The sequence below is a fragment of the Virgibacillus phasianinus genome (assembly GCF_002216775.1).
GTDB lineage: Bacteria > Bacillota > Bacilli > Bacillales > Amphibacillaceae > Virgibacillus_F > Virgibacillus_F phasianinus.
Genome location: NZ_CP022315.1, coordinates 67,978 through 91,961 on the forward strand (window position 1 = coordinate 67,978; position 23,984 = coordinate 91,961).

Genomic DNA, 23,984 nt, shown 5'->3' on the forward strand with positions numbered 1-23,984 from the left:
ATTCCACAAATTAAGATATGTGGTCATTTAATGATTTTGGTTTAATATCGATAAACTTTTCACTGCCGATTTTGTTTAAATACGTCATCTGACTGCCTGGGAAGTTCTTCATCTTCCACGCATCCATGTCTGCATTGCCGCCATACAACGGATCAGCATATGTACCTGAAATCGTAGCAGATCGCAGCATTTCAAAGAAATACGCAGAACTTACTTTGTGCAGTTTCACATCGTCATTCTCAAACTTTTTCAGTATTTTATCCTGCTGTTCTCCTTCTAAATCAACAAAAGAAGCATCATACGCGGATTTACTTTCACTTTCCAGTGCCCGGATACCGGTCATGAACACAGCATGACGCTTAAGCGGTGTCTGATATCCCTGGTATTCAGTACCTTCTAAAAATGGACCTTTCATATACTCACGTTCATTATGTCCATATGCCCCGGCCAGTTCATGGTCAATAAAGTAAGGAACACCTAGCTCAATTGCCCCAGGACCCTGATCATCCTTCGGGTAAATTCGTTCAGTTGCTGCGCTAAGTATTTGGAAATCCGATTGCCTTGTAAAAAACATCAAGGCCCGATTAAAATTTGATTCTTTTGAAGAACGTGTAGATGGTTGCTCCGTATCATTAAAATAATTCGTCCCAATTAACGATCCAATTATCCCGCCACCAATCAAGCCACCAGCAGCATAACTGGAATTCCGGATAAACTTCCGACGTGACATATTCGACTTCTTAGAATCCTCATCCACAATTTGTTCCCCCTTCCATAATTTTCTTACCCTTATTATTTCCAACATCAAAAATAATAAACGCGGGACATAGGGACAGGTCTCTTGTCCCTAAAAGTCCGGTACGAGAATTATGTTCTCTGCTCAAAAAATAAGCCTTCCATCAACACTGATAGAAGGTTTAACGCTTTGACATTTGGGTAATTCCTCTTAAAAATCCGATTTACATCTCATTTGGGCTGTAATTCCGGGTGCGCGGGTCAAGGGACCTGTCCCTCTGTCCCACCAAAATCAAGGAACCTCCGCCCCATAGGCGAATCAATCATTTATTGGTTGATTGTACCCGCTATTTGTTATGGGGAATAAACTGGGTGTATAGGAAGGGAGGTTTGCGGATGTCTTATTATGATCCATCTAGGCGGAGCTTTGGCCATCCTTATGAACATTATTATCAAAATCAGGGCTGGAACGGACAACGGGAGGGTTATCGGCAAAATGGCAACAACGGGGATCACGGAACAGGTATGGAATCTGAAACACATGGTGGTATGCCCGGGCCGAGTATGTACCCGGATATGGAACAGGACGCTATACAGGATTATCCCCCTTATCCCTCCATGCCGTATTCTGGTACACCGGATATGCAATCCATGGGCCGAATGATGATGAATATTGAGAACCAGCTTACCAGACTTAATCAGTTGATTGCCCAAAATAATCAACTGCTACAATCGATGCATGACCAGGAAGATACGAAATGTGTGCAAGGAAGTGGTGGCGGAGCAGTCATTGTACGGATGTAAGTTATGGAATTCAGGGTGGAAATGCGACTGCGCCAGTCGTACCCACCCTTTTAATAATTATTGCCATCCATTGTAGCAAGAGTATAAGTTGTGTCATTAAGGTTTTTCTAAAATTCCTTACAGAAAATCGCCGTATCTAATTTTGTCCCGGCAATCCGTACATCTTTTGGGATAGACAAAGCCCTTTTGTTTATAAAACCGCTGCTCGCCCACTCTAAAAGTAAAACGTTCACCGCATTCCCAGCATTTTAGCAGGATATCTTGTGGTGCTTCTCCCTGCAACGCATCCTGAATAGAAACCTTTCTTTGTTCAGCAGACTCTAGATTAATCGGTTCGCTGGATTCGAGTGCCGAAATGATCTCACGAATTCTAGCCCTTACTTTCTTATAATCAATTTCTTCCCATGCTTTTAAATAAGGGATGTACTTCGTTTCGCCTGTTTCGCTAACCTTATCAAGTAGTAATAGTATCATTTCCCGGTTACGATCTTTTAAATAATTCATGTCAACAGTCTGTCTGTCATGTTCCAGCCACTCATCCCATTCATGCAATAGCTCATCCGTCAGCTGGTCAGACTCAATTTTCCAACCCCGCTCTGTAAAAACAATCATCGGTAACTTTCCCCTATATTTTGTGTCGAGAAAATCAAAGTCTATCATCCAATCAATTTTTTCGATAACATTTTCCAGCTTTTCTGAACGAAAAAATCCATATGATGGGCACTTGTCCAATTCTAATGCTAATACCTTTTTCTCACGGGATCCTTTTAGAATCTTTGCTAGAAGTGTCCGGCCGCCCGATGCAATAATAGTATCCGCTGCTCTCAAAATAACCCTAATCTCTTCTTCAGGTAATTGTCCTGCATTATACTTCATTTTATTTAAGCACCTCCCCAAACTTATCCTGATACAGGTCCCGTACCCATACCTTGACCGGCGCTTTCCATTGCTGCGAAGGAAAAGGAATATTTTTTATCAGACCCTTTGGTGTCATACCGAGCTCTTTTGCCATTTGTATATCATTTTGATTCAAACGACAGCGTTTTTTGGCTTCTGCCCAATCAGACTTCTTCTTATTTCTCCCCATCGGTTTCAAATCCTTTCCTATTAAGGGGCAAAGTTCATCCACCCCTTCCTTCTAAATTTCGTGTCAAACTTCTATTCTACTATTTTACCATCTAACTTAAAGATTGACTCCCTTCCGATATTTCATACCAGCACTTCAATCAGCAAAGCAGGAAAATAATAAACTTTGTCGAATCTATTGGTTAATACGTTTTGTGAAGGGATGATAATGATGGCACTACAAGCAGGTCAAACATTTATTAACCTACCCGTCAAAAACCTGGATAAGTCTGTGGAGTTTTTCTCGAAAATCGGCTTTGCTTTCAATCAATCGTATACTGATGACAACGGAACATGCATGATTATTAATGAGAACACATTTGTGATGCTACTGGTAGAGGAATTTTTTCAAACCTTTACAAAAAAGGAAATCTCAGAAGCTGCAAAAAGCACGGAAGCAATTATGGCAATCTCAGCTGACAGCAGGGAACAGGTTGATGAAATTGTAAATAAGGCACTTGCAGCTGGTGGAAAAGAATCAAATGACCCAGTAGACCATGGGTTTATGTATGGATGGAGTTTTCAAGATATCGACGGCCACCTTTGGGAAGTGTTGTTTATGGACGATGACGCAGCATGACCAAGTGCAAAATGGGAGGGAATGTAACATGAATGTATTAGTTAACCAGTATGACTTAATTCGTCTGACAAGGGAGAAATTGTTTCAGTACTGCGAAACATTATCCATAGAAGACTATACACATGAGCATGACAATTTCGGATGGGGCTCAATCCGAAACCTGCATGTACACGTCGCGGAATGTTATCAATCGTGGCTTGCAAACTTTGGTCTCAAAAAAGGACTGACACTGGTGACTCCTGAGCTAGTTCGTGATGTGCAGGATATGCGCCGCATTTTTGAAAAAGTGGACAAGCTAGTTTACGAGTTTCTTGAAAAGTTTGATGGTCAGTGGGATCTCGGCATTACCGGGCCTGTTTCCTGGCAGGACGAAGAAGAGGAATTAACAACCCTTTGGCTCTATACACATGTCATCACACATGAGTTTCATCACAAAGGCCAAATTGTCTCCATGAGCCGGCAATTGGGCTATACGCCGGATGATACCGATCTTATCGAGCCGGGGCATCTATAAAGTGAGCCTGGATTAACTCCCAGGCTCTTTCCCTTCATATAAAGAAACAGTATAATCAGAAGACCTTCTCAGTTCCGCTAAACCTAGTATATACTCACTATTTTCAACAATAATGCTCGGGTAAAGATGGAAAGTAAAAAATGGGAAGGAAAAAATTAAGCCTAATCAAAATAAACTTTACAAAATCATACCCACTTCTCTATCAACTTCGTCACATCAAAAGACCCGGATTCCTTATTCGAAGCCACAACAAGCTTAATATTCTGATCCGGGTAAACGGATGAACGGAAATTGACGCCAGGATCATAACCCATCACATGGTATTTAAAAATACGATCATTCCGTTTGTTTATCCATACCCCATAACCGTAGTAAACATCGTTTTTTACCATAATCTGAGGACTTAACAAAGCATCCGTATATTTTTTACTTAACAGCTGATGGCTGAACAGATCTTCCCATAATTTCAACATATCTGGGGCCGTAATAAAAGCTCCGCCATCAGGCCCTCCCTTAATCGGTATTGAAAATTGATTGGTTCTCCACGTTCCATCCTCTTTATCGATATATCCATTCGCTGTGTTTTCCGGAAGCCCGTCAAGTGAAAAATACCCAGAATTGTACATGCCACACTCTCGAAATATCGCTGACTCAACATAATCGGTAAAGCTGCGCCCCGTACATTGTTCAATAATTAGCCCTAATACAATATATCCGGCATTATTGTAATGAAACTTTTCCCCAGCCTGAAACATCCTATCTTTATCCTGAAACATTGGCAAAAAGTCCGTCGTCTTTTTCAATAGATAGCTAGGCTGGTTTTTCCAGAGCTCTTCAAAATCATCCATTTCTTCCTCATCAAAATAATCTGCAATGCCAGAGCTATGTGTTAAAAGATGATGAATGGTTACTGACTCATCTAAATTTGGAAAATCTATAGTTAGGCAGTCTTTCAGGCGTGTGTGAAAAGAAAGCCTTCCCTGTTCTACTAGCTGACAAATTGCTATAGCCGTGAACAATTTACAGCCGGATGCAACCCCAAACCTCGTATCCACGTTATTTGCAATCCGCTCTGCCCTGTTTGCATAACCATATGCCGATTGATGAATGACATTGTTTCCCTTTTTCATGTATACAGTTCCTGAAAAGTCGGTGTCCATCGCAGCATTTTCTATCGCGTGATCCATTTTACCTTTGTGCATCTTGCCCCACCTTCCTGAATTCTTTGCGCAATACCCCCATCAATATGGAATCGTGGAACTTCCCGTCATAAAACAGCTCATCCCGGATGACTCCTTCTTCTTGAAATCCCAGTTTTTTGTATGCTTTAATGGCCCGAGCGTTGTACTCAAACACATCCAGTCCAATCCTGTGCAAATTTAAAATGCCAAACCCGAATTCCAGTAGTAAGGACATCGCCTCCGTCCCGAATCCATCCCCCAGCAATCCTGATCAAATATTGATATTCTGACTACGGATCGTTGATTTTGATGGTCGATATCAAGCATTGCTATATCCCCAATCGGCCGGTTGTTTTCCTGCAAACAAATAAGCAAATCGATTCTGTTTGGATTTGCCGAGATTTTATCAAACCAGCTTTGAACGCCAGAGCGACTGAATACAGCCTGTGTTCCCGTCAATCTTCTTCCCTCTTTATCCCAAAGCGCCTTCGTATAAAACAAATCCAAATCATCATTTTCAAGGGGTCTAAGATATACCCTTTCACCCGTTAAAAACTTTGTTACATGTTGTTCCACTAATTTTCAGCTCCATTCCAACTTGTTAGTTTAAATATTAGCGGATTTACCAGGTTTTTGATATGGGGAAAATAATTAAGAATCAACATTGCCCTAGGGTGTAAAAAAACTGATCATCCCATGATAAAGATGACCAGTGCGTCGAAACTATTTTTTAACGTATACAATTTTTTTAACAGTCTCCGGTGAAAGAAAATAATCGTCGGCTAATTGACCAATCGTTTTGCCCCTTTTGAAGTCGTCCTTCATAGATGCATTTCGTTCATCAATTGCCTTCCTTCCACCAGAACGGGTGCCCCACTTCTGATAATGCTTTTTCGGAATGTACAAGGTTTCCCCATCAACATATTTTTGAAGTTCTTTAATCAATTCTTCCGGTAAAATATTTATTGCTTTTACATAGCTCATTTCTGCCAGCCCCTTATTATATTTCAACTATCAATAAGGTGCAAAGCCACTATACTAGAAATGATGTCGTTTTGCTCAGGCGATAGAATCATCCTAAACCACCCCATGCAAAGTATCGCCCCCAGTAACAGGCTTTGCATGAGATGCTGCCGATTTGGCATATGAAATAATACGTTTCATACCGTTTCTCAGCTCCTTTCTTTTTTTCAAGGCTGTTTTCTAAAAGATTGTTGCATTTGAAACATAACATATAACAGCGACATAACAGCAACCTGATTTCCGCTGCGGGTAGTCGCTTTCCGCGGGCGGCTGGTGAGCCTCCTTGTGCTTGTCGTGTTACAAGTAAATTCAGTGTCGCTGCACTCCTCGCAGAAAAATTGCTGTCGCACAAGGTCACTGAAAAAGGTAAATAAAGTACTAAATATGTGGATCTATCATCGTATCTTGAATATACGTCGCTTTCCGCGGGCGAGTGACGAGCCTCCTTGCCCCGGCAAGGGGTAGCCGACGTTGCCCGCAAAGGGCGGTTTTAGTCGGGCTTCATTAACTGCCGTCCTCCGGGGTCTCGCCGATCTCTCACTTCCCGCAGGAGTCTCCGTATATTCAAGATGCTAGGTAAAGGTGAAAAGCTAAATTTGTAAAATCCACCACTTTTTCAGTGGCCTTCTGACGTCCTCCGGGGTCTCACCTATGCCTATCAATACCGAAGGAGTCGACTACCCGCAGCTCCAATCACTGAAAAGTGCGAGATGAATGACATAGTTTACCCGCTATTACAATAGTTGTTTAGAGCGGAGGACCGTTGACTCCTGCTTAGAACAGCATGAGTCTGAAGACCCCGCAGAGTGAGTTGATAATGAAGCCGTTCCCGCTAAAAAGCAACGGTCCGCAGTGGAAAATAACCTACCGCATACGTCATGAGGTGCTATTAGCTACTAACTATGCGAAAACAGCTTTTCAAAAAACCCGACAAACTTCTAATCCACAATCGTCGCCATATCCGGATTTCGCTTATATTCAAAAAGCATTCTAATTTGCGTCTCCGTATTTCGCTTAGTAGAAAGCTTTGGCAAATTGGTTTCAGCGAAAAACTCCACACCGTTTGTTTCCATTCCGCTGCTTGCCTCTCCGCCAACTATTTCGCAGTGAACGAACAATTTATAATAATCATAAGGTAGTGGCGGATGGCCATGTTTATTCGTATCCAATAAGGCAATCAGCTTTTTATATGCAGCATCATAGCCGGATTCCTCTTTTATTTCTTTTACAATATTTTCGGCAGGCGACAAACCAATATCACAAAATCCCCCAGGTAAGGACCAGCGATCATCCACCTTTTCCCTGACCATCAATAGTTTATCATCTTTAAAAACAGCCCCGCGTACATCAACCTTGGGCGTTTGATATCCCGTTTCATTTGTGAATAGCTCCTCAACCTTTTCCATTTCAAGTCCCGTATACCCCTCCATAATTTCCACACTAATAGCGCGCAGTTCCTCGTATCGCTCTATATCATATACATCCTTCGAAAATGCTAACCCAGCTTGAGACAAAGACTGAATCCGTTTTTCCCATTCCAGCCATTGATAACTCATTTAAAACACCTAATTTCCTAGAGTATTAAAACCTATCTGAAATTCCTTGGTTTCTCTGCATAGCTTTCCGCAATAAAACCACAATTCGTACAAATCCGATGTATTATATTTGAACCTAAGTTGAAACGACCCGAGCTCATTTTTGCATAACCTTTTTGCTTTCCAATTCCAAAATCCCTGCCGCCACATTTGGGGCATTCGATTTCACCCTTTATTCTGTTCATCAACTACACCCCCTCAATCAATAAACCGCAGTAAATCTCCAAGTATAATATTGTCGGACAGCTCTAATTGCTTTCGGGCTGTATCTAAATAGGGGGCGCAGTTACCATAACCCACTGCTTTCCTGGAACTCCTGTCATAGCAGACGTTATTCAAATACGCATAATCCTTGCTGATCATACCTCCATCCCGCAGTACGACTGGCTTATCACTATCTCTTGTAAACAGACTTTGACTAAACGCCATTTGATTTTCGGTTGAAATCCCTAATAGGTGAAGCAATGTGGCCCGAATATCGACTTCCCCGCCAATTTTATTGATTGTCCTGCCATCTTGGCCAGGGATATGTATAATCAAGGGAACCTGCTGTAATTCCAGGTGGTTCAGCGGTGTTTCTTCTTGCCCAAGTAATTCATGAACACCCGCTTCATATTTTTTTGAAATTCCATAATGATCACCATAGATAACAAATATAGTGTCCTTATACATGTTCTGTTCCTTCATTAACTGGAAGAATCGCTTTATTGCCTGATCTTCGTATCGGACAGTCGTGACGTACCGATTCACAACGTCTACCTCCGTATTGGCCGGTTCAATGGTGCGGTCCGCTTCATCTATCAAAAAAGGAAAATGATTTGATAACGTAATGAACTTTGCCATAAACGGTTCAGGTAACTCTGTAAGATTTTCCATTGATTGCTCAAAGAAAGGAATATCCTTAATTCCATAGTTAATTGAGTTTTCCTTTGTTACGTCGTAATATTTTTTTGAAAAGAAATGATCATAGCCTAGGTTCTCGTACATCTGTGCCCGATTCCAAAAATCTCGGTCATTGCCATGGAATGAAGCCGTTGTGTAGCCGCCATTTTCCTTTAAAAGATATTCGAGTGATTCAAATGTATTTTCAGGGCGCCGGACGAAAACAGAACCACTTGGCAGCGGGTACAATCCCGTATCAATCATAAACTCCGCGTCTGACGTTTTACCTTGAGCGGTTTGGTCATAGATATTGGAAAAATAAAAACTTTTCTTAATCAAATCATTGAGAAATGGTGTTATTTCTTCCCCGTTTACCTTTTGATTAATGACAAAATTCTGCGTGGACTCCAGGCTAATCAAGACGACATTTTTCCCTTTTGCCAGCCCAAATAAGTCCGTCTGTTCATGTGGCTTACTTTGAATATATTCGCTAACATTTCCGGCATCCGACTTATCCGATAATGCCTTTTCAATCGGCGCCTTTATGCCATATCCAATATTTACGAGCTGATAATTGTACAGACCAAGCGACTCGACAAGCTGTTCGCGATCATACCCTGTTTTAAGCAAATGCGGGTATTGGAAAACTCCAATGCAAAAGGTAAGCACAATTAAACTAATACTTGTGGCTAAATATTTTTTTCGAGCTGGTTTGTTAATTTGCTTCCTTCTTTTTTTCATGGAATAGACCAGATAACCCACAACAAAGATATCGATAAACAACAGAATATCGAAGGGCGAAAGCAACTCAAGTGTGCTTGGCCCTAGACCGCCAACATTGTTCAGTTGAAACAATACAGAGACCGTTACAAAATCGATATAAAAACGAAAGTACAGTAAATTGGCGTACAGCAGCCCGGTAATCAGGATGTCAATCACGATTAGACTGATTGGATGAACCCGCTTGCCAAACAAAAAGCTGATGCCAATAAACAACATTAACGTACCTATTGGACTAATGATGAGCAATAGGATATCCATGAAAGAGACAATTGTTAAGTCAAAACAGAAGTAAGTAACAATCACTGTTTTCAGCCATAGTAAAATGACCGTTGTAGCGATTAAATGATTCGATAAATAGGCCGTTAGCTTTTTCATGTATTCATTTCCTTTTCCTTATGCAACTGATTAAACAGCTTCGTAATCAGTTGAATCGCTTTATTGGCACTCGGCTGATTCTGTTCTCCCATCAGTGCAACCTGAAACCAGTTTCTTTTCAGTAAATAGGCGCTCTCATAGCTTGTATATACACCAGCCGATTTTAACCGGTCTCCGAATACCCTGGAATCTATTTCTTCTGGTAACTGAACGGTAATGATTCCCGGTGAATAATTATTGCCCCGAAGAACATCCATTCCCGCTTCCATGAAGGTATGACATATTTCCTCAGCAAGACTTTCCCTAGTCGGCTGCGGATTACTTAATGCAGCCTGCAGGGCCATCAAGCCGTTTGAAGAATGGGTATACGGAACACTATCGTATACCTGATATGTCCCAATATCCAGGTAGTTCGGAACCTGCGCATTTGGCATCATACTTTCCTGATGGAATACCAACGCAAGCCCTGGATAGGATGCAAGTCCCTTTCCACTGACCGCAGTTGCCAAATACACATCCGACAAATCAACTGGAAGCACGCCAATCGAACTGCAGGCATCCAAGCAAAGATGCACTTGGTACTTCTGACAAACCTCCGTCAATTGCTTTAACGGGCTAACATATCCCGTTGATGTTTCGCAATGAACGGCCCAAAGCCATCTGATATCAGGATCATCTTTTAAAGCACGGTCAACTTCCTCAATTGAAATGGATGTGTTCCAAGGATTATGCACCATTGCAAAGGATAGATTCCATCTCCTGCCATGATCCTTTAAGCGCTCGCCAAACTCACCATTAGCCAAAATTAACCCCCTGCCAGGAAGCGACGACAAGTGCGCGGCAACCATATCATTAGCAAGCGTTCCAGTTCCTACAGCTAGTTCAACATGATTGGCGTTCACTAGCTTACCTAACTTGCTTTGGATGTCACGGACTACATTCAATAATGTAGTTGACCGGTGTGAGATTGCTGGTTTTTGCCATGCTTCCCTTACCTTTTTTGTTACCTCAACCGGGCCTGGTAGAAAGTTATGATAAAAAGGTTTTTCTTTTCGCTTCAGCAGCCTTTGAAAAACCCTTGAAGCCAGCTCAAAATTTTTCTTCGTTAAGTACATTGGCTGATATGGCGCTTCCTTTGTGCCAACAAGCGGGCCAAAATGCAGAAAGCCAAGATGTTTATACAGCTTAGCCTGCCTGGTCGTTCCAGAAATCAGGGCCATCGTGTATCCTTTTTCCAAGCAGTAGGACACCAATTGCTCACACAACCCGTAGAAAACCCGTCCACCACGAAAGGCCTCTTTCACCGACAATAACCGTACTTCGCATGGTACAGCGTTTTCCGGTAAATAACTGTCCAGATTTTCAAGCTTTTGATCCAGTGAAAATGGCCGATGCCCCCTGACAGCAATCATGCCGATTACTTCTTCATTTCTTTTTGCGACGATATATGTATTTTCATCATTAAAGCGATCAATTAATTTTCCTGTTTTATTCGCGTGATGCTGTGGAATTTCCTTTACAAACGTTTGGTAATTTAAACTGTGTATTTGTTCAAGTTCCTCCACGTCATCTGCTATTTTGTATAAGATTGATGTAGTATGTTTCACGTTAACCCTCTTTTCTATGCACGAATATAACAATTACCAGCATCAACAAAAATAATCCCGCAAAGATAGGTTCAGATAGGATTATTAGTGTAATTGGAATCGTGGCAAGCGCAATTAAACCTGCTATTGTAAAACTCCGCTTAAACTGCAAAACAATTAACAGCGTTAAACCAACTACAACAAGCGTTAGCGGAGCAAGCACTAGAGCAACCGCCAAATACACAACCACACCTTTGCCCCCGCGAAATTGCAGTTGAACCGGCCAAATATGGCCGATTAACACAGCAAGTGCCATGCACCCTAATAAGACCCCGGTAACATTTATTAAATAGGCCGCAATTGCCAATGGGATGATTGTTTTTAACGCATCGATAATAACCGTATAAATAAATGCAGAACGGCCAAACACCCTGCCCGCATTTCTAGCCCCAGCATTTGAACTTCCAAGTTCCCTAATATCCTGATTTGCGACAACCGTTCCAAGATAATAGGCACCATTCAAGCACCCGCACAGATAGGATACGACGATAAAAACAAATGTCAACATAGTCCCACCCCTTAGTAATTCTATTTGTATATTCTTACAATATTATCAATCTAACAAATTATAACACTGACTTAAAAAATTTTAAACGAACAAAAGGACCCTTTACCGCCGGAGACGGAAAAGGATCCTGTATTTCATCAAAAATATTTCTAACACAAACGCGCCGAGCTTTTCTAATTTTCACGTTTCTGCCCGAAATGTTTTCCCTAATTCCTTGCCAAGTCCAAAATAATGACGAAAATTATAAATTAACGGGCTCCACTTGACTGGATCAACATGATGCTCATCAATCACAATGTGCTGATGCGCATGGACATGAAGTGCCTGTACCTCGACAATAGCAAAAACAGAACTATACTCCGGAATGCGAATGTTGTTTACCTTCGCCTCAATTTGCAGGGGACATTCCGCGATTCGCGCTGGCTTCACTGTTTTAGAAGGCTTAGGTGTGAGTCCCGACGCACCGAACTTATCCTTTTGGCAGCTGAATCCTTCTGCTAATTTATAGTCTGGAACAGGATTACTGCCAGTAAATGGTGCCAGTGCCTCAACATTTTTCCATAACGACGGATCTGGAATATTCACCACACAATCAGACCCATTCTGGATATTTTCAATTGCCTTACCGCCTAATCCAAGCCCTAATACAATAGTATCTCCTAGTCCCCACGATGAGGAAATTGGTGAAATATTTGTCGTACCATCTTCGTTAAGGGTGTTAAGCAACACTACTGGCGTCCCATAATATAAAATTTTTGGCTTGATTTCCTGATCCTTTGTAGTACCTTGAGTCATTTTGTGACCTCCTTTTTCTATTCTAAACCTAGTATACTTCCATAAAACTTCAACATGGATCGAAATATGAATGTTTTATTTCCAATTGTAAAACAAATACATTTCCATTATGATCGAAGTATGATTACGAAGGGAGGAAACTAAAAATGAACGCTAATCCTAACGTTGCCGAAATTGCTGCTATTCTTGGTGAACCTTCCCGAGCCTTAATACTAACCAGTCTGATGGACGGCAGGTTTCACACCGCTTCCGAATTAGCATATATGGCTGGAATTAAACAGCAAACAGCAAGTTTCCATTTAGCAAAACTGACCGATGCTCATTTAATTACCAAGGAAAAACATGGCCGTCACAGGTATTATCAACTTGTCGATGGGGACGTTGCGCAAGTAGTAGAGTCGTTTCTTTCCATTGCACGCCCGCCGGAAATACGCTCACTGAAACAGTCAGCACAAATGAAATCCCTCAAATCGGGACGGACCTGCTACGACCATTTAGCGGGCGAACTCGGAGTGAAATTAACCCAGCACATGCTTCAGGAAGGAATTATTGAGAAAACGGAAAAAGAATTCATGGTTACAGCAAAAGGGGAATTGTTCTTTGAGGAATTTGGCTTAGACATTGCTACCCTTCGTCAAAAACGCCGTTCCTTCTCCCGTACCTGCCTGGATTGGAGTGAACGGCAGCATCATCTTGCGGGTGCCTTGGGGCAAGCAATTACAGCTAAGTTTTTTGATTTAAACTGGATTGAAAGACATTCTTCCAGCCGTGCGGTAAAGCTGACAAAAGAGGGAGAAACCGGGTTGAAAAACGTTTTTCATTTGAGTTTGTGAGGTATGGACTGAAACAGCCATCCTGCAAAAAAAATCATCAGGATGGCCCACTTTCCTTTTAATCCGAATGGCTATATGCCACAATTTCGGCCTTGTCACCAGCCGATATTTTCCCAGGTTGCTCCACAATACCGACAATTCCCCTCAACCCTAATGATGATTTTATAAAACGTGTTGAAAGCTTTCGTTCATTCGGATAATTTTCCTGAAGCACTTTACCAGGACCTAAACACGGAAGGTTCTCCCCCTCACACAAAATTCCCGCACCACTTGGAAAAATAATTCTGCTTCCCGGCGTCAATCCTGTCAGGCCCTCAAAGCCTTCCAGTACGATATTGGCTCCTAACCATTCAGGCAATACCTGGTGGACTCCAAGCTTTTCAGCGATTATTGCACATTCCTCAACCGATACAATTGATACCTGCCTACGATTGAAAATTTCCGATCCGCGTTCGTACATCAATTCTCTGGTACCAGCTAATTTAGTCAGGCCAAAATGCAGATCACCTGGAACCCCACCATATTCTAAATTTGTCTCCGATATTTTTCTAGTCACAAAGCTATCTTGCCGATCCGCAACTAGAATAGATGTAACCACTGTAGAATAACGTTTCCACATATTATCTCCTCATCTCTCAAAATACTTATAGATAAGCTACTAAAATGGTTCCGGGGAATATCATTAACTGGAGTTAAGGTTTATTACTATTTGTTTCTACGTTCTCATGATAATTAAAACCACATAATCTATAAAAGGACCTTATACCAAGAACCAAGACGGGTTGTGTGCATATGAATCGAGAAACCCTAAATCTACTGCTACTTGTATTCCCCATGGTTTACGTGATATGTATCTTTATTACTGCATTCCTTAAAAAGAAAGACATCGTCCGGGCCAAGAATGGATTGATCCGATTTTTAAATAGATTAAGAATGCTGTGGCCCGTTAATCTGTTTTTCATTTTGCTGCTCATTTCATTATTGCTGGCAAACTATATGTTCCATGACTTTCATGCTGAAAGTTACCTGATATCATACGGAAGCTTGATTGTTACCGTATACTTTCTGGATTTCCTATATTCTGAGCACTCCCGCAAAAGCACTGCCAATAAACGATATATGATAGATGCTGATGTAAATCAAATCATTCAGGATTTCAAATTTGGCATAGCAGATTTATTCTATTATGCAAATCCCGATGAAAATGGCGTATACGACACTGCAAGGATATACCAATTAGCTGAAAAAGATATTCATAAGATGATAACAAGCCCGTTTTTCTGGGAAATTAAACTAAATTTAAAACACATAAAAGGGTTTGATTACCTCATTAATAAGAATGATTTCCTCAATGAATTGCTAGAACGAAAAAGGAATGAATTAAACACGATTTTAATGCGTTACAGCAACTTGATCCTATATGAGGATTTTAAACGAGTACACGCCTTAAACGAACTGATACACAGTTTTTATTTCAAGCAGGGATCAAAGTTTCACCAAATGGATCAGCGAATGCTGGCACATCAATTAAAAACACTTATTCAAAGTATAAACGATGGATTCAATATTTTTGCTAAATGGGAATAGCTGAAGCACGCCACAATGGGTTATAGGAAACACAAAGCAAAGCTGTGATGATGACTTAAAACCATGCTATTTAAAAACTCGGGCGGGAATCTAGACAATTCGGGAGGCATCAAGCTGCACTCGGTCCAATAACAACATCGACTTGGGAGACAGCCATTTCTCTCCCGAGTTTGACTTGCCCTCTCCCAAGTTCCACCTATTCCCCCGAGTTCAACCTGCTAGTCTTCAAACAGAACTTATGACGACAGCCTTAAACTTTATACATCACAGATTACAAGAAAACACTAAAAACAGCGGAATCCGCTTCCTCCTCTGGTATTCCTCTTTACTATCAAAGAGTTCGCTTCTTGGTGTGCACTCACTGATGTATTCAATCGTAAAGCCAGCTTGAACCAATAACCTGAAATATTCTTCAATGGTCCGGTGATATTTAACCACCTGCTGATCAATCCAAGGTTCCACTCGTTTGCCAGTTGCAAAATAATCATCCACAATCCAATCTGTCTTTTTACCCGAATTTACCGCGCTCTTTATCGACGATGTCAGAACAGGATGCTGAACACTGAAAACAAAACTGCCATCACATTGGAGTGAATCGTATACCTTTTTGAAAATAGGAAGCAACTCCTCGATATAATGCAGTGCTAAACGGGAAATGACCAGGTCGTACCTTTCAGTTGGATAATCCCACTTTTCCATCGTGGAATGATAAACATTACCGCAAGTCCCAGCCAAAGTTTCCCTAGCCTTACCAACCATATTCGTCGATCCTTCAACTCCATCATACACGCTGCACCCCTGGTCAATAAGTTCATAGCCGAATTTGCCATCGCCACATCCCAGATCCAGCACCCGCTTGTCCGTTACGTCACCAATAAGCTCAAGTAAGGCGGGCTTTTCAATGCTATTATTTGGGCTTGTCTCACGATTCCTCCTTGTTAGATAGTTTTCAAAAAATGCATCATTATCGTAAGCCATTGAACCTTTGTATTCCATGGATTTCCCCCTAAAAGGTAATGATAATTGCTGCTTTATCATCGGATTTTTTAAATCTTGGATAAGCGATACATTCAGGATCGGACTCTTCGATATTTACTAAATCATTCACATACTGATCCAATCCCTTTGTGTTCAATGTGGAAGTGATAAATTTCCAGTAATCCATGCCTCCTGGAACAACTTCCTCAGGATAAAACATCCCATCCGTCATCAGGATTAGTTGTTTTATTCCAATCTTATTAATAGAACCTATCTCCACGTAATCCATCGCATTTTGTTCTCCGTTTAAAACGCCATACCCGTCTTCCGTATTACTTTTATGCCGGTTGGAAATTAAAATATCCTTGACCCGCTTCGTTAACTCACTTTTGGATTTAACCCCTTGCTCGATACCTTCTTTCCATTTTTGGATGGCCGAACTTTCCAAATGTTCCACCTGCAGCCTTGTCAGTACACGAGTCTCATCATTGTTATAAACAGCAATGAGCATGCAATCACCAGTTTGTATGTATTCGATGCTTGTATCCGTAATCTTTAGAAGTGCCAGAGCCGTACCCCATAACGTTTCCTTTTTTGAAATATCAATATCGTATTTCTTCATTTCATCCTGAATCCTTTGATTAACCCTTGATACTCCACTAAAAAGATCGCCATGCTTTTTATTGGATTCAAAATGCTGCTTAACCTCATTCGATGCAATGTAACCACCTGTCAGGTTTTTCCTGCTTGTAAATGGAACCAAGGAGGACACACCATCCGCGACACCATAAACTAACTCGTCTTTATTGATAATTAATGAATCCTCATTTAACCTGCTTACTCCCTTAGCTGTTTTATACTCGACTTTCATGCTTTCCCTTCTTTCATCATTCGGTAGTGAATTTATCGATTTCATTCAGTATTTCTTTTAGGCAATCAATTGACTTATACATTCCATCTTCATGTTCTAATGCATGATCAGTTCCTTTAATTAAAATAGGTTTCATTTTATCCTTCCCGGCCAACTGATCGAAACGTTCCTCCAAATAGCACCGGTCATTATCACCCATAATAATCAGACCTTCTTGAAGGTTACGATTAATGAGATGGTCAAATATATAATCATTCTGTAGTAAAGGGGTCAACCATATCGCTTTAGCATTTCTTAATTTATTTCGGTTGGCCAGTTCACTAGCTAGTGCCACCGTTCCAATTGATTTAGCAATCACATAAACATCGTTTTCCTCAGGTAAAAGTTGATCTAGCGTCAATTCAACATCTTCTTTAATAACCTTATCCCGTCAACATGTTCAGAGGAAGCCCTTTTCACTTCAATCATATTGTTTTCTCCAACTCCTCTTTATTTTTCTGCTTTAAGGATTACAACTGCTTAAACAAACCGATACATCAGAATGACATCAGCATATTTAGTTTTATCTAGTTTAATTTCACGCACTTTCCTGCCCTCTTCTTTGAAGCCAAAACTTTCGTATAATGCTATTGCCCGTTGATTGGTTGAGATAACCCATAAACTCACCTTTTCAATTAAAGGATTTTTTTCGGCCCAATCCAATAATGCGTTGATCAGCATTTTGCCAATACCTATTCCTCTGTATTCCTGAGCAATCATCATTCCAAACGTACCAGCATGGGCTAATCGTTTAGGATTACGCGTTTGAAAAACAATCCAGCCTACAACGATACTGTCTACTTCAGCAACCATCATTGTTTCTCTTTTGTTATCCAATAATTTCTGAATCCAGTCCCTCTGCTGCGGGATTGTCTGATTAAATTCTTCTGGAACTGTGATCAAATAATCGTTTTCCAAAATAGTTTGCCACTGAATATTCAAAACTACCTGGGCATCCGCTAGTTCAGCTTTACGGATGGAAACCTGTTCTCCATTTTTCGCTGGCACCATCACTCCCCCTCTACTATCACTTCTGTTATCCATGGTACCACCAATTCTAGAAATAGTCTTACTATTTCAACTCGAACCCTATGCTAAACCCATAAAAATAACGGCTGAAAAAAGAGCAGCCGCTACCAAGTATTTTTATTATTTTACTTTTCTGTCAGATTCAGTGTTTGTATTTCCTCACTATCTATAATAGATGCTTTTCCATACCCACACTAAGAATACATACCACAGCACATAACGTGACATACTAACCCCAAAATACAAAGGAGGAACAAATCATGCCAAAACCAGACGATCGTTCAAATAACCCTGAAAGAATTAAAAATAATATCAGTAATACGGAACAAAGTATGGATGAAGCTCAAGACTATGTGAATGCGCACGCTGATGAAATAAGTGAAGAGCAAAAGCAGCAAATTAAACAAAAGAATCATCGCCGCGAGGAAAGCATTGACAGCCTGCGGTCAGAATTGAAGGATGAAATAGAAGATCAGCAAAACAACTAAAATTTTAAACATAAATACAGGCATGGAGCGTTTTCCGTATCCATGCCTGTATTATTTTTATGTTGAAGGGCGGTTCGGCCCATTTAATTTTTTATTCCCAGTTTTAAGTGATCGATTGTTCAGTTCTTCTTTACTTTTATTTTTTGACTTATCCTTTTCCTTCATTTAATACCCTCCTTTTCCCCCTAGTTTGGCTGACTTTGGATATTCCTAAACTTCCAGATATTTCTTTCCATATAATGATCAATTTTCCCTCGTTTAATTAATCCCACTGCATATGCCGTAACAGCTGTCCGATACAATAACCAGGATGACAGCATGGAATTTTCAACTGCAAAATGCGCACACATGTCCGATACCATTGTCTCATGTGTCACCCCTGCCTTTGCATTCGTAATATATTTCACAAGCCATCCCATTATTTCTTCATGGCAGGCAATATTTTTTTCAACAGTTTGGTTAAAATCTTTTTCAAAAGTACCATGACCCGGAACGGCACCATCGCAGTCTATGGATAACAGACGCAGTAAGCTTTCGAGCGTTAAATCAGCATCAGTGATATACGGAATTTTATGCTTTTCAAGCTGCGCCTCGCTGAAGTAGCTATCTCCTGCAAATAAGATATTGTCGATTTGCATTGCTAGCTGATGATAGCTGTGCCCCGGTAATAAATGGGCCGTAAAGGTGAAGCCATCAATGGTATGTTCGCCTTCCCCAATGACCCGGTCCACCTGAATCGGTTTACCCTCAAGAAATTTATTATGCAGTTCCGGCAATGGATCATTTCCCTGGAACAAATATAGAGGTTCAATCGTCGGGTGCTGCAAAATAGCCGATTCAAATTTTCCCGCAATGGTTGTGATGTCGTGTTTTTTTTGCAAAAAATGGGCACCACCGTAATGATCCGCATGAGCATGTGTAATGAACAAATGGGTGATTGGCAGCTCATTTGCTTTTAATTCTTTAAGAACCTTGCGCATAATTGAATCGTCTATCCCAGCATCAATCAGCATGCCCTGATCTCCATGATGGACATAGCCAATATTTACGACCGCATCAAAGTAATAGCATGTCTCATTTAATGGTGTAAATTTCATTTGAATCAACTCCCTTACCTATACTTTTCGCTAAAGTATTGCCCATTTCCTGTTTTACTAACACAAATCTTCACTTTTCTCGCGCAATATGTAAAAGGCTTTTTTCGCATAGGTTGCATTAGTATCGCCACAGTTGATAAAAATTGCGAAGTAACAGCAACGTGCGAAAACAACAATCTTTCGGAAAACAGCCATGTAACCATGTAAAAAGACAGCTGTGTAAGCTGCCTATTATTGACTCGGATCAATTAAAACCAGAAAGGTCGACGGTGCCTTCTTTTATCCTTTTCCTCATCTTCCTCATCACGATCGTGTTTCTTTTCTTCATGATCGTGGTGGTCATATTCGTTCTCCGCTTCATTATGATCATGCTTCCCGCCAAAAAATGGATTACGGCGATGATGGTCGTCACGCTCAACATAAACATTATCCGCCTTTATAATTAAATCCTTTACATGGTACACCTTTTTGTTTTCTGACATGAAATTCACCCCTTTATAACCTTTATCGTTAATAGCCTATGTATAATTTTTCACTTTGGCATAGTCATTCGCCCTTTTCTGTTCGACTTTTAATTAAAAAATAAATTCTTATACTCGCCCACACCATGTGGTCTTTTGTACATATTCTAGTATAGACAATAAGTCAATAAATTTTAGGAAGGGGTATTCATTTATGGGTTGTTGTGGAAAAGATTTCGAAACAGGTAACTGTGTGTGCGATATATTAAAAGAAATTGCAGATGCACAAAACGATGTAGTTGAGAATTGCTGTGATACTAGCTGCGAACGCTCTATTAGCGATTTACTTGGAGACACCGATAACGGAAATGGTCTAGATACAGTTCCAGTTCTTTTATATTGTAAGGGGGACTGCGAGCCATTTAAAGGTTTTGGTGTGCACCCTGATGATATGGGTAATGTAGTATCAAGTTTCTTCTTCAGGGTTAAACGTGTAGATGACGATTGCTGTGCAACATTGGAATTATTGCGCAGTGAAGAGGAACATCATCACCATCACCATCATCACGATCATGATAATGAAGGCGAGTGGGATCGCCGCGGTAACTGTTGCGATCCAGAGTGTCCTGCAGATCAAGACACTGAAAACCTACGCACTACCGGCATTTGTATAACAGCTAATTTAGACTGCTTCTGCATTGTAACTTGCTTACCTGCAATTAATGCATTTAACTAATCAGTTAGCTAACAACACCAAAAAATAGCACAGATGAGCGGGTAATCTTCCCGCCCATCTGTGCTTTTCATTATGTTTAGTTCCAGCACAAAAGCGACTAATGAACCTGTACGCCCTGTGGGCGCGGTCCACTAGTCGCTAAGCGGGCACTTACGCTTTTTTTAAAATCCAATCAGTCTGATGTCGGTGATTGATTCGATTGCAATTTTTGTTGTACTAGTTCGTCTGCCAACACGCATTAAAATTTGATCTTCTTCATCTTCTACAGAAAGAATAATACCTCGATAATTTCGTTCTTCTGTTTTCACTTCACACTTCATGATTGGCATATTCTTGGGTTTTGAAATAAAATAATCAATTTTTTCCGGTATTGTCATTTCTGTAAACTTTTTACTTGATTGAGGTTTCGCTTGTTCTTGCTCTTCTGCCTCTTCTTTTAATTCAGCTCTTTCAGGTGGCTTTCCACTTTTCTTATCCGTCTTTTGTTTACCAGACTTTTTTGTGAAAATATCCCGATTCAGCGGCCGAACGTTTTTGGCTTGGGGTTTCTGAGCAACAGGTTCCTCCTGCTTCTTGTTCCTGGGGGTAGAATAATTGGACTGCATCGGAGCTTTTGGATTAGAAATATCCGGTTGATGTATATATAAGAGTGGTGATCTGGCATATTTCTTTTTTTTAGCCATCGTGCTGGTCTCCTTTCGTTTGCCATAGTCACCACATTATATGAATGGCTATTTATAAACGTGACCTCTGCCTATATTGGTCATTTAGGAACACAATGCAGAGAAAATAGAACATAATTACATTGATAATTTGAAACTTAACCACATATAAATGCTGTCAATTTTCTGTAAACTGCGACATAACTAAAAATCATGTTTGTGGCCTAGCGACCGCTACGGAAAAACACTGCGCTTTCCGTGGGCAGCTGATGAGCCTCCTCGAGCTTTCGCTCTCCGGGGTCTCATCTAGGCTTCTGCTCCCACAGGAGTCTCCGTGTTTTTCCTCCGCTAAGACGGGACTTGGTAACGATATCTACTTATCCACTAATACGATGGTGTCTTGCGCTCCTGACCGTTGGCTCCCTGCTTAGAACAGCACAGGCTGAAGACCCCGCGGATTGGGTTTAAGGGCACTGAAAAAGTGGTGGATTTTAAAAATATAGCTTTTCACCTTTACTTAGCATCTTGAATATACGGAGACTCCTCGAAAAAGAAAAGCACTTTTTCTTCGTGCGATGCCTTTCGGAGGAGCTTTCCTTGTCCTGCGGGAAGTGAGAGATTGGCGAGACCCCGCAGGACGGCAGTTAATGAAGCCCGACTAAAACCGCCCTTTGCGGTCAACATCGGCTACCCCTTGCCGGGGCAAGGAGGCTCGTCACTCGCCCTAAGGTGCGCGCAGTATATTCAAGATGCGATGATAGATCCACCTATTTGTGTATTAACGTTACCTTTTTCAGTGCCCTCAGCGTAAGCTCGAGGAGGCCATGAAAGCGAGTGTTTTTTAGCAGCGGCAATCGAGGTGCCAAACATAATTTTAGTCGTCGCAATTTATATCCACTACGAATTATTATCGCTTGAAAAAGTAACGTTCTAAATTTCCTACCCTGTAATCGTTTGTATTCCCGAGTCAAATATTTAGTTATGTCCCAGTCTCCTTCGTGTTATTCGTATGCTTTTCCATGTTATTTTGTTATTTTACAATGAGTTCTATTCTATCATCATATTAGGAATCCCATGAACGCGGTTGCCATACCAAAGTATATTAAAATAGAAATTATATCATTGATGGTGGTGATAAATGGTCCTGAAGCTACTGCTGGATCAATGTTAAGCCGGTCCATAATCAATGGCACGAGCGAGCCTGCAAGTGTCGCAACAACGAGTGTAGCCATAATCGAGATTCCGACAAGCAATCCTAGGAAAATATCGCCTTGCCATAAATAAATGACCAATGTAATGACGATGCCACAAACTGTTCCCGTTATCAATCCTGTTGCTGCTTCACGCAAAATTAGTTTGAATTTACCCTGCTTCCCATATTCACCAGTGGCTAAACCACGAACAGCAACTGCCAATGCCTGGGTTCCAGTATTTCCGGCCATACCCGCAATCAATGGGATAAAGATAGCCAAGATTGCCACCTGATCAAGCGTATTTTCAAAGCGACCGATTAAGCTCGCTGTTAACATGCCAAGAAACAAGAGAATGATTAACCATGGCAATCGTTTTTTTGCTGAAATAAGCGCATTCTCATTTGGCCGCTCATTATCAGTGATTGCTGCGAATTTAGAGTAATCATCACTTGCCTCTTCTTCCATGACATCCAAGATATCATCGACTGTAATAATTCCAAGTAAATGATCCTGAAAATCAACGACTGGTACAGCTAAAAAGTCATAATCACGCATCATTTTTGCGACTTCTTCCTGATCCTCGGCAACAGACACGGACACAACTTTTTCACTCAAAATTTCCTCTATCAGGGTATCCTCTTCCGATATGATTAAATCACGTAAAGAAAGTACCCCGACCAGCCGCTTATCTTCGTCAACGACGTACAAATAATAAATGGTCTCCGCATCCGGTCCCTCTTTTTTTAATTGAGCCATGGTAGCTTTTACCGTTTGCTCTTTAAAAATAGAAATAAACTCGGTTGTCATAATACTTCCGGCTGTTTTTTCCTCATAATGCAGCAGCTGTTTAATTTCATCAGAAGCATCGTTTTCCATAATCGTCAGAAAGCTTGCAACCTTGTCTTTGCTTAATTCATTTAGTATATCAACCGCATCATCCGTCGACATATCTGCGAAAACCATTGCAGCAAACCGCGGATCCATTTCCGAGAAAAATGGTTCGATATCTTCAATTTCAATATTCTCCATAATCTCTGCAACTTCTTCAGGTGACAGGTAACCGTAGATTAATAACCGCTCGTCTCGGCCTTGCTCCTGGAAAAATTGCGCTTGGTCATATGGATGCATATCAAGGTACTCTGTGCGGAATGCATTTATATCTTCTTTTTTTAATTGATCGAGCAGCATACCCCATTGGTGTTCATTTTTGGCTGTCTCTTCCATAGGGAACACTTCCTTTCACGAAGGTTACAAGTGAAAGATAACCCCATAGCGTGGCCACTGAAAAAGGTAAAGTATGGTACAAAATAATGAATCCATCATCGCATCTTGAATATACTTCGCTTTCCGCGGGCGAGTGTCGAGTCTCCTCGGACTGCCGTCCTCCGGGGTCTCGCCGATCTCTTACTTCCCGCAGGAGTCTCCGTATATTCAAGATGCTAAGTAAAGGTGGAAAACTAAAGT

The 23,984-nt window shown here is 41.0% G+C and carries 27 protein-coding genes and 1 pseudogene; 7 read left to right on the forward strand and 21 right to left on the reverse strand.

Annotated features, from left to right (window positions below; genetic code table 11):
* Window positions 1-10: 10 nt before the first annotated feature.
* Window positions 11-757: a gluconate 2-dehydrogenase subunit 3 family protein gene (locus CFK37_RS00345; RefSeq protein ID WP_342746727.1), complete on the reverse strand. Its 747-nt coding sequence runs from the start codon at window positions 755-757 to the stop codon at window positions 11-13.
* A gap of 374 nt (window positions 758-1,131) precedes the next feature.
* On the opposite strand from CFK37_RS00345, the gene CFK37_RS00350 reads away from it, so the two are divergent.
* Window positions 1,132-1,539: a hypothetical protein gene (locus CFK37_RS00350; protein WP_089060042.1), complete on the forward strand. Its 408-nt coding sequence runs from the start codon at window positions 1,132-1,134 to the stop codon at window positions 1,537-1,539.
* A 117-nt stretch (window positions 1,540-1,656) separates the two neighbouring features.
* Here CFK37_RS00350 and CFK37_RS00355 read toward each other — a convergent pair whose 3' ends face one another.
* Complete coding sequence (locus tag CFK37_RS00355; protein WP_089060043.1) at window positions 1,657-2,415, reverse strand: RQC-minor-1 family DNA-binding protein; 759 nt, start codon at window positions 2,413-2,415, stop codon at window positions 1,657-1,659.
* A gap of 1 nt (window position 2,416) precedes the next feature.
* Entirely contained in the window at window positions 2,417-2,626 is a 210-nt protein-coding gene (locus tag CFK37_RS00360) for a hypothetical protein (RefSeq protein ID WP_089063491.1), read from the reverse strand.
* Between the two features lie 210 nt (window positions 2,627-2,836).
* Between CFK37_RS00360 and CFK37_RS00365 the strand changes: the two genes are divergently transcribed.
* Window positions 2,837-3,244: a VOC family protein gene (locus tag CFK37_RS00365; protein ID WP_089060044.1), complete on the forward strand. Its 408-nt coding sequence runs from the start codon at window positions 2,837-2,839 to the stop codon at window positions 3,242-3,244.
* Between the two features lie 28 nt (window positions 3,245-3,272).
* Window positions 3,273-3,758 carry a DinB family protein gene (locus CFK37_RS00370; protein ID WP_089060045.1) on the forward strand — a complete coding sequence of 162 codons (486 nt, stop codon included), beginning with the start codon at window positions 3,273-3,275 and terminating at the stop codon, window positions 3,756-3,758.
* Between the two features lie 185 nt (window positions 3,759-3,943).
* Here CFK37_RS00370 and CFK37_RS00375 read toward each other — a convergent pair whose 3' ends face one another.
* The 9 genes and pseudogenes from CFK37_RS00375 to CFK37_RS00415 all read right to left on the reverse strand — a co-directional run bounded on the left by CFK37_RS00375 (window position 3,944) and on the right by CFK37_RS00415 (window position 12,546).
* Window positions 3,944-4,960 carry a serine hydrolase domain-containing protein gene (locus CFK37_RS00375; RefSeq protein WP_089060046.1) on the reverse strand — a complete coding sequence of 339 codons (1,017 nt, stop codon included), beginning with the start codon at window positions 4,958-4,960 and terminating at the stop codon, window positions 3,944-3,946.
* Window positions 4,947-5,515: pseudogene (locus CFK37_RS00380) on the reverse strand (GNAT family N-acetyltransferase). Before CFK37_RS00380 ends, CFK37_RS00375 begins: the two are co-directional and overlap by 14 nt.
* Before the next feature lie 147 nt (window positions 5,516-5,662).
* Window positions 5,663-5,923 (reverse strand): CD3324 family protein, encoded by a 261-nt coding sequence (locus tag CFK37_RS00385; RefSeq protein WP_089060047.1) that lies wholly within the window; start codon window positions 5,921-5,923, stop codon window positions 5,663-5,665.
* A 977-nt stretch (window positions 5,924-6,900) separates the two neighbouring features.
* Window positions 6,901-7,518: an NUDIX hydrolase gene (locus tag CFK37_RS00390; protein ID WP_089060048.1), complete on the reverse strand. Its 618-nt coding sequence runs from the start codon at window positions 7,516-7,518 to the stop codon at window positions 6,901-6,903.
* A 32-nt stretch (window positions 7,519-7,550) separates the two neighbouring features.
* Window positions 7,551-7,742, reverse strand: coding sequence for a transcription initiation factor TFIIIB (locus CFK37_RS00395; RefSeq protein ID WP_172840433.1), 192 nt, complete (start codon window positions 7,740-7,742; stop codon window positions 7,551-7,553).
* Between the two features lie 13 nt (window positions 7,743-7,755).
* Window positions 7,756-9,597 (reverse strand): LTA synthase family protein, encoded by a 1,842-nt coding sequence (locus CFK37_RS00400; RefSeq protein ID WP_089060049.1) that lies wholly within the window; start codon window positions 9,595-9,597, stop codon window positions 7,756-7,758.
* A complete protein-coding gene (locus tag CFK37_RS00405) occupies window positions 9,594-11,204 on the reverse strand; it encodes an aminotransferase class V-fold PLP-dependent enzyme (RefSeq protein ID WP_089060050.1) in 1,611 nt (536 codons plus the stop codon). The genes CFK37_RS00400 and CFK37_RS00405 overlap by 4 nt, the downstream gene beginning before the upstream one ends.
* Window position 11,205: 1 nt before the next feature.
* Complete coding sequence (locus tag CFK37_RS00410; RefSeq protein ID WP_089060051.1) at window positions 11,206-11,751, reverse strand: glycerol-3-phosphate acyltransferase; 546 nt, start codon at window positions 11,749-11,751, stop codon at window positions 11,206-11,208.
* A gap of 180 nt (window positions 11,752-11,931) precedes the next feature.
* Window positions 11,932-12,546, reverse strand: coding sequence for a flavin reductase family protein (locus CFK37_RS00415; RefSeq protein WP_089060052.1), 615 nt, complete (start codon window positions 12,544-12,546; stop codon window positions 11,932-11,934).
* 146 nt (window positions 12,547-12,692) lie between these two features.
* On the opposite strand from CFK37_RS00415, the gene CFK37_RS00420 reads away from it, so the two are divergent.
* The gene (locus tag CFK37_RS00420) at window positions 12,693-13,379 is read left to right on the forward strand and encodes an ArsR/SmtB family transcription factor (RefSeq protein ID WP_089060053.1); all 687 of its coding nucleotides are present in this window, start codon (window positions 12,693-12,695) and stop codon (window positions 13,377-13,379) included.
* A gap of 58 nt (window positions 13,380-13,437) precedes the next feature.
* Here CFK37_RS00420 and CFK37_RS00425 read toward each other — a convergent pair whose 3' ends face one another.
* Entirely contained in the window at window positions 13,438-13,998 is a 561-nt protein-coding gene (locus CFK37_RS00425; protein ID WP_089060054.1) for an MOSC domain-containing protein, read from the reverse strand.
* A gap of 173 nt (window positions 13,999-14,171) precedes the next feature.
* Between CFK37_RS00425 and CFK37_RS00430 the strand changes: the two genes are divergently transcribed.
* Window positions 14,172-14,966, forward strand: a complete 795-nt coding sequence (locus tag CFK37_RS00430; protein ID WP_089060055.1) for a hypothetical protein — start codon at window positions 14,172-14,174, stop codon at window positions 14,964-14,966.
* 264 nt (window positions 14,967-15,230) lie between these two features.
* Here the strand turns inward: CFK37_RS00430 and CFK37_RS00435 are convergent, their stop codons facing one another.
* The 4 genes from CFK37_RS00435 to CFK37_RS00450 form a co-directional block, all read right to left on the reverse strand.
* Complete coding sequence (locus CFK37_RS00435; RefSeq protein ID WP_089060056.1) at window positions 15,231-15,962, reverse strand: class I SAM-dependent DNA methyltransferase; 732 nt, start codon at window positions 15,960-15,962, stop codon at window positions 15,231-15,233.
* 10 nt (window positions 15,963-15,972) lie between these two features.
* Window positions 15,973-16,815 carry a protein phosphatase 2C domain-containing protein gene (locus tag CFK37_RS00440; RefSeq protein WP_157724771.1) on the reverse strand — a complete coding sequence of 281 codons (843 nt, stop codon included), beginning with the start codon at window positions 16,813-16,815 and terminating at the stop codon, window positions 15,973-15,975.
* Window positions 16,816-16,831: 16 nt separating this feature from the next.
* Window positions 16,832-17,215 (reverse strand): hypothetical protein, encoded by a 384-nt coding sequence (locus tag CFK37_RS00445; RefSeq protein ID WP_089060058.1) that lies wholly within the window; start codon window positions 17,213-17,215, stop codon window positions 16,832-16,834.
* Window positions 17,216-17,334: 119 nt separating this feature from the next.
* Window positions 17,335-17,898, reverse strand: a complete 564-nt coding sequence (locus CFK37_RS00450; RefSeq protein WP_425445354.1) for a GNAT family N-acetyltransferase — start codon at window positions 17,896-17,898, stop codon at window positions 17,335-17,337.
* Between the two features lie 245 nt (window positions 17,899-18,143).
* On the opposite strand from CFK37_RS00450, the gene tlp reads away from it, so the two are divergent.
* Entirely contained in the window at window positions 18,144-18,371 is a 228-nt protein-coding gene (gene tlp / locus CFK37_RS00455) for a small acid-soluble spore protein Tlp (RefSeq protein ID WP_089060060.1), read from the forward strand.
* A 185-nt stretch (window positions 18,372-18,556) separates the two neighbouring features.
* On the opposite strand, the gene CFK37_RS00460 is transcribed toward tlp, so the two are convergent.
* Both CFK37_RS00460 and CFK37_RS00465 read right to left on the reverse strand, forming a co-directional pair.
* On the reverse strand, window positions 18,557-19,468 hold the full coding sequence (locus CFK37_RS00460) for an MBL fold metallo-hydrolase (protein ID WP_089060061.1): 912 nt from the start codon (window positions 19,466-19,468) through the stop codon (window positions 18,557-18,559).
* 248 nt (window positions 19,469-19,716) lie between these two features.
* The gene (locus tag CFK37_RS00465) at window positions 19,717-19,950 is read right to left on the reverse strand and encodes a hypothetical protein (RefSeq protein ID WP_089060062.1); all 234 of its coding nucleotides are present in this window, start codon (window positions 19,948-19,950) and stop codon (window positions 19,717-19,719) included.
* 193 nt (window positions 19,951-20,143) lie between these two features.
* Here CFK37_RS00465 and CFK37_RS00470 point away from each other — a divergent pair, with 193 nt between their 5' ends.
* Window positions 20,144-20,665: a CotY/CotZ family spore coat protein gene (locus tag CFK37_RS00470; protein WP_089060063.1), complete on the forward strand. Its 522-nt coding sequence runs from the start codon at window positions 20,144-20,146 to the stop codon at window positions 20,663-20,665.
* Between the two features lie 161 nt (window positions 20,666-20,826).
* Here the strand turns inward: CFK37_RS00470 and CFK37_RS00475 are convergent, their stop codons facing one another.
* Together CFK37_RS00475 and mgtE are read right to left on the reverse strand one after the other, a co-directional pair.
* Window positions 20,827-21,348 carry a CotO family spore coat protein gene (locus CFK37_RS00475; RefSeq protein ID WP_089060064.1) on the reverse strand — a complete coding sequence of 174 codons (522 nt, stop codon included), beginning with the start codon at window positions 21,346-21,348 and terminating at the stop codon, window positions 20,827-20,829.
* A 1,037-nt stretch (window positions 21,349-22,385) separates the two neighbouring features.
* Entirely contained in the window at window positions 22,386-23,744 is a 1,359-nt protein-coding gene (mgtE, locus tag CFK37_RS00480; RefSeq protein WP_089060065.1) for a magnesium transporter, read from the reverse strand.
* Between the last annotated feature and the right edge of the window lie 240 nt (window positions 23,745-23,984).

Coding starts and splice junctions, on each gene's coding strand:
- CFK37_RS00350 (WP_089060042.1), top strand. CDS start 1,132: ATGTCTTATTATGATCCATCTAGGCGGAGCTTTGGCCATCCTTATGAA.
- CFK37_RS00355 (WP_089060043.1), bottom strand. CDS start 2,415: ATGAAGTATAATGCAGGACAATTACCTGAAGAAGAGATTAGGGTTATT.
- CFK37_RS00360 (WP_089063491.1), bottom strand. CDS start 2,626: ATGGGGAGAAATAAGAAGAAGTCTGATTGGGCAGAAGCCAAAAAACGC.
- CFK37_RS00365 (WP_089060044.1), top strand. CDS start 2,837: ATGGCACTACAAGCAGGTCAAACATTTATTAACCTACCCGTCAAAAAC.
- CFK37_RS00370 (WP_089060045.1), top strand. CDS start 3,273: ATGAATGTATTAGTTAACCAGTATGACTTAATTCGTCTGACAAGGGAG.
- CFK37_RS00375 (WP_089060046.1), bottom strand. CDS start 4,960: ATGCACAAAGGTAAAATGGATCACGCGATAGAAAATGCTGCGATGGAC.
- CFK37_RS00385 (WP_089060047.1), bottom strand. CDS start 5,923: ATGAGCTATGTAAAAGCAATAAATATTTTACCGGAAGAATTGATTAAA.
- CFK37_RS00390 (WP_089060048.1), bottom strand. CDS start 7,518: ATGAGTTATCAATGGCTGGAATGGGAAAAACGGATTCAGTCTTTGTCT.
- CFK37_RS00395 (WP_172840433.1), bottom strand. CDS start 7,742: ATGAACAGAATAAAGGGTGAAATCGAATGCCCCAAATGTGGCGGCAGG.
- CFK37_RS00400 (WP_089060049.1), bottom strand. CDS start 9,597: ATGAAAAAGCTAACGGCCTATTTATCGAATCATTTAATCGCTACAACG.
- CFK37_RS00410 (WP_089060051.1), bottom strand. CDS start 11,751: ATGTTGACATTTGTTTTTATCGTCGTATCCTATCTGTGCGGGTGCTTG.
- CFK37_RS00415 (WP_089060052.1), bottom strand. CDS start 12,546: ATGACTCAAGGTACTACAAAGGATCAGGAAATCAAGCCAAAAATTTTA.
- CFK37_RS00420 (WP_089060053.1), top strand. CDS start 12,693: ATGAACGCTAATCCTAACGTTGCCGAAATTGCTGCTATTCTTGGTGAA.
- CFK37_RS00425 (WP_089060054.1), bottom strand. CDS start 13,998: ATGTGGAAACGTTATTCTACAGTGGTTACATCTATTCTAGTTGCGGAT.
- CFK37_RS00430 (WP_089060055.1), top strand. CDS start 14,172: ATGAATCGAGAAACCCTAAATCTACTGCTACTTGTATTCCCCATGGTT.
- CFK37_RS00435 (WP_089060056.1), bottom strand. CDS start 15,962: ATGGAATACAAAGGTTCAATGGCTTACGATAATGATGCATTTTTTGAA.
- CFK37_RS00440 (WP_157724771.1), bottom strand. CDS start 16,815: ATGAAAGTCGAGTATAAAACAGCTAAGGGAGTAAGCAGGTTAAATGAG.
- CFK37_RS00450 (WP_425445354.1), bottom strand. CDS start 17,898: ATGGATAACAGAAGTGATAGTAGAGGGGGAGTGATGGTGCCAGCGAAA.
- tlp (WP_089060060.1), top strand. CDS start 18,144: ATGCCAAAACCAGACGATCGTTCAAATAACCCTGAAAGAATTAAAAAT.
- CFK37_RS00460 (WP_089060061.1), bottom strand. CDS start 19,468: ATGAAATTTACACCATTAAATGAGACATGCTATTACTTTGATGCGGTC.
- CFK37_RS00465 (WP_089060062.1), bottom strand. CDS start 19,950: ATGTCAGAAAACAAAAAGGTGTACCATGTAAAGGATTTAATTATAAAG.
- CFK37_RS00470 (WP_089060063.1), top strand. CDS start 20,144: ATGGGTTGTTGTGGAAAAGATTTCGAAACAGGTAACTGTGTGTGCGAT.
- CFK37_RS00475 (WP_089060064.1), bottom strand. CDS start 21,348: ATGGCTAAAAAAAAGAAATATGCCAGATCACCACTCTTATATATACAT.
- mgtE (WP_089060065.1), bottom strand. CDS start 23,744: ATGGAAGAGACAGCCAAAAATGAACACCAATGGGGTATGCTGCTCGAT.